At 61.9% G+C, this 6565-nt stretch carries 11 protein-coding genes; 2 read left to right on the top strand and 9 right to left on the bottom strand.

The window, feature by feature from the left end; all coding sequences use genetic code 11:
• Nucleotides 1-182: 182 nt before the first annotated feature.
• From KBY74_RS13005 to KBY74_RS12970, 8 genes are all read right to left on the bottom strand, one after another.
• Nucleotides 183-572: a PIN domain-containing protein gene (locus tag KBY74_RS13005; protein WP_254929265.1), complete on the bottom strand. Its 390-nt coding sequence runs from the start codon at nucleotides 570-572 to the stop codon at nucleotides 183-185.
• A 27-nt stretch (nucleotides 573-599) separates the two neighbouring features.
• On the bottom strand, nucleotides 600-845 hold the full coding sequence (locus tag KBY74_RS13000) for an AbrB/MazE/SpoVT family DNA-binding domain-containing protein (RefSeq protein WP_254929266.1): 246 nt from the start codon (nucleotides 843-845) through the stop codon (nucleotides 600-602).
• A 200-nt stretch (nucleotides 846-1045) separates the two neighbouring features.
• Complete coding sequence (locus tag KBY74_RS12995) at nucleotides 1046-1777, bottom strand: polysaccharide biosynthesis protein (protein ID WP_261360425.1); 732 nt, start codon at nucleotides 1775-1777, stop codon at nucleotides 1046-1048.
• Nucleotides 1695-2117: a nucleoside-diphosphate sugar epimerase/dehydratase gene (locus KBY74_RS12990; protein ID WP_254943057.1), complete on the bottom strand. Its 423-nt coding sequence runs from the start codon at nucleotides 2115-2117 to the stop codon at nucleotides 1695-1697. The genes KBY74_RS12995 and KBY74_RS12990 overlap by 83 nt, the downstream gene beginning before the upstream one ends.
• A complete protein-coding gene (locus KBY74_RS12985) occupies nucleotides 2108-2323 on the bottom strand; it encodes a hypothetical protein (RefSeq protein WP_254943056.1) in 216 nt (71 codons plus the stop codon). Before KBY74_RS12985 ends, KBY74_RS12990 begins: the two co-directional genes overlap by 10 nt.
• 386 nt (nucleotides 2324-2709) lie before the next feature.
• Nucleotides 2710-3108 (bottom strand): type II toxin-antitoxin system VapC family toxin, encoded by a 399-nt coding sequence (locus KBY74_RS12980; protein ID WP_254943055.1) that lies wholly within the window; start codon nucleotides 3106-3108, stop codon nucleotides 2710-2712.
• A complete protein-coding gene (locus KBY74_RS12975; RefSeq protein WP_254943054.1) occupies nucleotides 3105-3353 on the bottom strand; it encodes an AbrB/MazE/SpoVT family DNA-binding domain-containing protein in 249 nt (82 codons plus the stop codon). The genes KBY74_RS12980 and KBY74_RS12975 overlap by 4 nt, the downstream gene beginning before the upstream one ends.
• A 215-nt stretch (nucleotides 3354-3568) precedes the next feature.
• On the bottom strand, nucleotides 3569-3904 hold the full coding sequence (locus KBY74_RS12970; RefSeq protein ID WP_254943053.1) for a type II toxin-antitoxin system VapC family toxin: 336 nt from the start codon (nucleotides 3902-3904) through the stop codon (nucleotides 3569-3571).
• Between the two features lie 421 nt (nucleotides 3905-4325).
• Between KBY74_RS12970 and KBY74_RS12965 the strand changes: the two genes are divergently transcribed.
• The gene (locus tag KBY74_RS12965) at nucleotides 4326-4481 is read left to right on the top strand and encodes a hypothetical protein (RefSeq protein ID WP_254943052.1); all 156 of its coding nucleotides are present in this window, start codon (nucleotides 4326-4328) and stop codon (nucleotides 4479-4481) included.
• A gap of 253 nt (nucleotides 4482-4734) precedes the next feature.
• A complete protein-coding gene (locus tag KBY74_RS12960) occupies nucleotides 4735-6213 on the top strand; it encodes a Fic family protein (RefSeq protein ID WP_254943058.1) in 1479 nt (492 codons plus the stop codon).
• On the opposite strand, the gene KBY74_RS12955 is transcribed toward KBY74_RS12960, so the two are convergent.
• Nucleotides 6198-6443, bottom strand: a complete 246-nt coding sequence (locus KBY74_RS12955) for a hypothetical protein (RefSeq protein ID WP_254943051.1) — start codon at nucleotides 6441-6443, stop codon at nucleotides 6198-6200. The two genes, KBY74_RS12960 and KBY74_RS12955, sit on opposite strands and share 16 nt — an antisense overlap.
• Nucleotides 6444-6565: the final 122 nt, after the last annotated feature.

Raw genomic sequence — 6565 nt, 5'->3', positions numbered from 1 at the left:
AGGTTGACATGGACGTAATTGGTAAAAGGCGTGATCCAGCCTTGACAGTCAAATCCATGGAACACCGTAACCAGCCCATACCCTGAGCACAGCTTAGAACACCTGTACTGACAAGGACATCCGCGTAAGCACGGAACGAGTCGACAGCCAGGCCTGAATTACGGCGTCCTCCTCTCAGGCGATCAACCGAGCCATTCCTGCGGAAGGTTGGCGATGGCACGAAACTCAGGATCCTTGTGCAGCAGGGTGGCACCCACCTGTTGCGCGGCCGCCGCGATCCAGGCATCAGCCAACGACAGGGAATGACGGGCCTTGATGCTGGCGGCCTGCTCGAGCAGGGGCTCTGAAACCTCCACCCAGTGCAGCGGCAGTGCCTTGAGTTGCTCGTAGGCGAGGCGGCCGGCGCGCTCGTCTTCGTCTTTCCAGACGCGGTAGAGCACCTCCATCCGGCTGAGAAAGCAGGCGTAACAGCGCCCGGGTTGCTCAAGCGCCTCTTCAACCCGTCCAGCACCGGGTTCGTCGTCGCGCAGGGTGAGCAGCGCCGATGTGTCGAGCAGGAGTAGCGATCCCATCTGGCACTCAATTCAGTGAGTAAGAAATCAGTGGCCAGCAGCCTGCTCGGCCTGCCGCTCGGCTTCGCGGTCAGCAAGCAAGCGCTGGCTGGAGCAACCACGTCGGCCCATGCCGCGAAAGGCTTTGACCGGCGAGAGATCCACCGGCACCACCCGGATGGAGCCATCGGCTTCAACGATCCATTCCAGCCGCTGGGATGGACCGAGGGAGAAGCGCGCCCGAATCGGAGCAGGGATAACGGTTTGGCCACGGGCGGTGATGGTGCTGCGCATGGCCTAGAGCGAACCGAGTGAATTACCGAACTTTAGCCAGGATCATTCACGCTTTAGGGCTGGATTGCCCGCGCCGGCATCCGGCCACTGCAAGTGACCCCACGAGAGCCACACACGGGAAATGAACAATATCTATTTTATGAGCATAAACACATAAATTGGGCAACAATAAAGAACTGCGGCTGAACAGCCCACATGCTTCAGTCTTGAGCCACCTCCACTGGATGGGCCGACTGGGGCTGGCCCCCAACCTCACCCCGCTGCCACTCGGGCACCAGCTGGGCCAGCAAGTCGAGGGCGGCATGGGCGTCTTGGCAGCGAATGGCGGCCTCCATGGCCTCGATCTGAGGCCAGAGCTGCTCGGGGGGGATGGCTCGTTCAGTGGCGCGGAAGATGAGCGGATGGCTGGTTGGTTCGCTTTCGGCGTCGATCAGCAGTTCTTCGTAGAGCTTCTCGCCGGGGCGCAGGCCGGTGCACACGATCTCGATATCGCCCTCGGGGTGCTGGGCATCGCGCAGCGACAGGCCGCTGAGGCGCACCATCTGCTTAGCCAGATCGAGGATGCGCACCGGTTCGCCCATGTCCAGCAGGAACAGGTCGCCACCGCGGGCGAGCACGGCGGCCTGGATCACCAGCTCCACTCCCGCCGGAAGGCTGCGGCGCAGTTCCTGATCGATGCCGTAGAGGCTGGGTTCGCTGCGCTCAAGCAGCACCAGGCGGCGGGGCCTGAGCGCCAGGATCTGACGGCAGAGCTCGGCGCCGATCGAGCCACCGGCGCCACTCACCAGCACCACCTGGCCGGCGATGCCGGGGCCGAGGAGCTCTTCGATAGCAACCGGGCGCAGGGCATCAATGCGGGTGCGGCCGCTGGTGATCTCCTCCACCGAGGGCACCTGCAGCACGGGGATGCCGAGGGGGTTGAAGATCGTCAACGATGCGGCGGCGCTGGCTGCGGCTGAGGGAGGGCATCGCCAACAACACCTGATCCACATCGCCGCGGCGCTCGCGCAAGATCTGGGGCGGCTGAATGGCGATGCCATTGATTTCACGGCGCCAGAGCCGGGGCTCGTCGTCGAGGAACAGTTCCACGCTGTGGCTGCCGGCGTGGCGCAGGGCTGCAGCGAGCTGCACTCCGGCGACGCCGGCGCCGAAGACGGCCACGCGGATCAGGGCGTGACGGGGCTTGTTCTGGAGGCTCACCAACAAATCACGCAATGCGAAGCGCACCGCGCCGGTGAAGCCCGTGAGCAGCAGCCGCAGCATCACCCCCACGGCACCAACAACACCACCAGCAGCCCATTGCGGCCAGCCAGGCGATACAGGGCCTGGCTACCCACGTAGCGGGTGAGGCCCTTGTATTGACCGGTGAACGCGTAGAGCGGAACGCCGATCAGCAGGGCAGCCGGCATCATCCAGAGGCTCTGGAGAAAGTTGGCGTTGAAGGGATGGGCCAGGCGCAGCCAGAAACTGAGCCACACCGCCTAGGGAATGAACAGGGCATCGGCGGCGATCAGCAACAGGCGGCGCGGCAGGGGCGCGAGCCGCAACAGCTGGGAGGTGAGAGCGCTAAAAGTCATAAAAAAAGCCCCCGCCGCAGTTGCGACAGGGGCTCGGTGGGATGGGTGGTGCGAGCAGTGTCCATCGTTCTGTACGGGCTGTACAGATTCCTGAACAGTGGTGATTTAGATGCGCCTGACGCACCCTGTGGTGAAGGCATCCGGGCTTAGCGCGAGCTGTTGAGTGTATGGCGAATATCCCTAAGGAGGAGAAAGCTCGAGCCTGAGGCAGGGGCGAGGCGCTTGAACTCCGCTGTGCCAGCCCTCCAGCCAAGTTCCACGCAGAGAGTTATTTGGGTGTGCGGGCATCACCGCAGCAGATGCACGGGTTCGCCGGCTTCGCTCAGCAGACGCGCTGCTTCGCGGTCGAAGGTGACTAGCTGCTGGCTGCCCAGCTGCCTTCCACCGAAAGCGATCACGCCATCGGCGAAATCGCCGCCCGATGCGAGCAGCTTGAGCCCGGCTGTCACGGCCGGTCGATCGGCCACCACGCTGCTGCTGGCAAGCAGCGCTTCGATGGCGCTGACGCAGTCGTGGTTGGAGAAGCGGTAGACACGGAGCAGCACCCAAACCAGTTCGCACAACACAGGCAGGGGGATCGCCACCAGCTCCGCCTGCTCCAGCAGTCCACAGGCTGATTTGGCCTGCTCGGGATCGTCCTGCACCAGGGCGCGCACCAGCACGTTGGTGTCGGCCGTGATCTTCATGGGCTGGTGCTGGGTTGGGCGTTTGCGTCGCCGAGCCCGGCCCAGCCGGCGGCGGCGGCCTGATTCAGCTCCTCCAGGCTGGCGCAGTGGCTGCTGCGGCCTGCCAGTAGGCCGATGAAGCCGTTGATGCTGCCGGTGGCTTGCTCGGCGTGCAGCTCCAGCCGGCCGCCAGGCAGCACCTCCACATCAATGCGCTGGCCAGGCTGAATACCCAGATGGGCCAGGAGATCTTTGCGCAGCGTCACCTGCCCTTTGCGGGTGACGGTGAGGGACCGCGATCGTTTGCGCCTTTGCGTTGGGGGCTCGACCATTTCAATGCGCACCTTCGAGCTCAATTGTAAGGCGTTTTTGCCTTGCTGATCAGATTGGCTTCTGTGGCACTCGATGGCCAGCGGCCGCCAACTGGTGGGCGACATCGCCAGCCTGATCGAACAGCGCTGCGCGCTCATCTTGCAGCGAGTCAGAGGTCGATGACGCAGTCTTGCGCGCAGCGGTTGGGATCCCGGTGCGAGGCCGCGGAAGTCGGTATCCATCGTGTGCAGGCGGGCCTGATGGGTTCGGGCTGGGCCGCTGCAATCGCCAACACGCTGTCGAGATCCACCACGAGCCCCCTGTGCATGGCGGCGACAGCCTGGATGGCCTGGGCCTCACTGTGCTCACGCAGCACCCACTTGAACACCTCAAGGATGCTGATCACCGGTACCACCAGGGCTGGCGCAGAGTCCAGCACAGCCACAAAGCTGCCGGCCTGGGGGCCATCGGTAAATACCTCAATCCACCCAGAGGAGTCGACCACCGCTGGCCGGACACTCACAGCCGATCAGCTCGCGCAAAGGTGTTATGCCCATGCACAAAGCCGCGAAGGGCGATCACCTGCACAGGCAGGTCGCAGCAGCGACAACCGTTCCGCCAGAAATCCGCTAGTCATAATTCGCCAACGATCAGGCACCCCACAGACAACCAATCTTGATGCGCACTTAAATACGCATTAGGCGAACACGCGGCGTGCGCGCCACCCTGGAGCTGCCTGCCCCCCTCTTTGCCCGCCTCAAGGTCAGGGCTGCCAGCGAGCGGGTCACATCAAACAGCTGTTGCAGGCCTTCGTGGATCAAGGGCTGAACCAGGCAGCGACGCCAATCGCATCCACGCGCTCAGCCCAGCAGCTCCCCAAGCTCGAGAGAGGTCTGGCCATCGACTCAACAACCCTCAGCAATGCCGTGAAAAGCCCTTCGGAGGCATCCGTACTGTTGCAGGACTTCTGCAAGCAGCCTGGGGTGAGCCTGGCCACACCTGCCTGCGATGGCTGGCGACTCGTGAGCTTTGGTCGCGATTTCGAACGCTTCGGCGATCTGCAACGCCTTGAACTGGCTTGAAGGGATCGCACGCTGAATCGGCCTTGGAGCCACTGCCCTCAAGGCAGCGCTAGCAAGTAGTGTTTTTGCGCATAGAACTGAGTATCGACACGTTTTTGCGCGGTTCAACCCGTTTTTACGCAGCCTGCCCTGTTTTTACTCAGACCCCCCGACACCCAGTTACTGAACCTGATCCGGGATGGAATCACACAACCTGATCGGTGGCGCCTGGCTGGTGGAGAGATATGAGCTTCGCCTGGTGATGCCCTTGGCGGTGCAGAGCCGCATCGGCGGGCGCCGCAAGACAGAGCTGGTGGATGACGTCATCACAGAAACCTTTGTGGAGGCGATGAGGCCCACTGCCAGCTTGCGCGGGCATCTCACCTTTCATCTCAAGCATGAGGTGCCGCACCTGGAGATGCTGAGCCGCCTGTTTGAGCAGCTCGACACGGCTGAGCTGGAAGCCTGGATCCAGCACGAACCGAGCGGCCAATACGCCCGCAGGGCCGGGTTTCTGTACGAGTGGCTGACAGGTCGTGAACTGAAGGCGGGGGCAACGATTGGCGGTGCCTATGTGTCCGTCCTGGACGATCAGAAGGTGGTTGCGGCATCAGCGGGTCGTTCCTTGGCGAACCGCCGCTGGCGCCTGCGCGACAACCTGCCTGGGTCACCCGCGTTTTGCCCCATCGTGCGCAAGACGCGGGCCTGGGCTGATGCCGTTGCAGTGGATCTGCCGCATCTGCTGCGTGAACTCGAAGTGGAGTTTGGCGAGGAGGCGCTGATGCGCTCAGCCGTGTGGATGACGCTGCGCGAGAGCAAGGCAAGTTTTGCCATCGAAGGAGAAGTGGATCGTGTCGATCGAATTCAGCGGTTTGCAGATGTGCTCGCGAGGCACACCGGTGTAGGAGAGCTGCCGCTGAGCGACCCAGCACTCGCCCAGCTGCAAGCGAAGATTCTGGGGCGGGGCACCACGCTGCAGCAGTTCGGTGTTCGCCAATCGCCAGTCTTTGTGGGAGAGGTCATTCGCTTTGAAGAAGTGGTGCATTACGTGGCGCCGCCTGCCGATGAGCTGAACAGGATGCTCAACGGATTGGCTGTGTTCTGGGAGCGCACCCAGGGTCAATCGGCAGTGATGCGGAGCGCTGTGCTGGGGTTTGGCTTTGTCTACATCCACCCGCTGGCCGATGGCAACGGAAGAGTGCATCGCTTGCTGATCAACGATGCATTGCGGCGTGATGGAGCGATCAAGGAACCGATGATCCTGCCCGTGTCGGCTCTGATCACCAGGGATGCAGGAGAACAGCGAGGCTACGCAAGAATCCTGGATCGAGTTTCACGACCGCTCATGAATGCATTGGCGGGAACCTATCAGTTCGCGACGGCGCCGACGAGCTATCCCGATGGGATTCGATCCAATCTTGAATTCGACGGAGATTACATCGCCAAGCCAGTGTGGCGATATCCGGATTTAACCGAACATGTGGCGTATCTGGCCAACGTGCTGAGGCGAACCATTACCGAGCACATGCGCGAGGAATCGCGCCATTTGCAGCAGCATGCTCAAGCTAGAGCCGCCATCAAAGAGATTATCGAGATGCCAAACATGCAGATTGATCGCATGATTCGCTCCGTGGAGGTGAACAGAGGCAAGCTATCGAACGCTTTGGCGAAGGAAATCCCGGCTTTAACGAAACCTGGCCTGTGGGAAGCGATTGTGAACGCCATCACTGCTGCCTTTCAAAGCAAATATTGAACGAAGGCCTGTTCGCCGTGAGGGCTGGCGATCAATCCATGGGCAGGTGCCACCAGCAGCCAGGCACAACCCAGTGCCATCAAGGGCTGCAAGATTTGTAGCCCGATAGACGCGTTGACCTCATCCCGGATCCAGGAATGGCGGCGACGCCGGTCCAACGACAAAGTACGGGTTTGTGGCCATAAAAGCATTCTTAAAGCAACAAAAAGCATTTGCCTGAGCTCACCCATCGCTGCGGGTAGCCACGGCGTGCACCTTTTCACCTGTCTGGAGTTCTGATGCTCCTATGCATGTCAACAGGGCTGCGTCTGCCCATCGATGCACGTGCTGGCCTGGCCATTGGTCGGCACCA

The organism is Cyanobium sp. A1C-AMD, assembly GCF_024346495.1.
GTDB classification, from domain to species: domain Bacteria; phylum Cyanobacteriota; class Cyanobacteriia; order PCC-6307; family Cyanobiaceae; genus Cyanobium_A; species Cyanobium_A usitatum.
Note: the sequence above shows the minus strand (reverse complement) of the source record. Positions and strands in the feature narration are given on the sequence as shown.

What these genes read in the sequence shown, in the direction of transcription:
- KBY74_RS12980 (WP_254943055.1), bottom strand. Translation starts at nt 3,108, where the DNA reads ATGAAGATCACGGCCGACACCAACGTGCTGGTGCGCGCCCTGGTGCAG.
- KBY74_RS13000 (WP_254929266.1), bottom strand. Translation starts at nt 845, where the DNA reads ATGCGCAGCACCATCACCGCCCGTGGCCAAACCGTTATCCCTGCTCCG.
- KBY74_RS13005 (WP_254929265.1), bottom strand. Translation starts at nt 572, where the DNA reads ATGGGATCGCTACTCCTGCTCGACACATCGGCGCTGCTCACCCTGCGC.
- KBY74_RS12955 (WP_254943051.1), bottom strand. Translation starts at nt 6,443, where the DNA reads ATGGGTGAGCTCAGGCAAATGCTTTTTGTTGCTTTAAGAATGCTTTTA.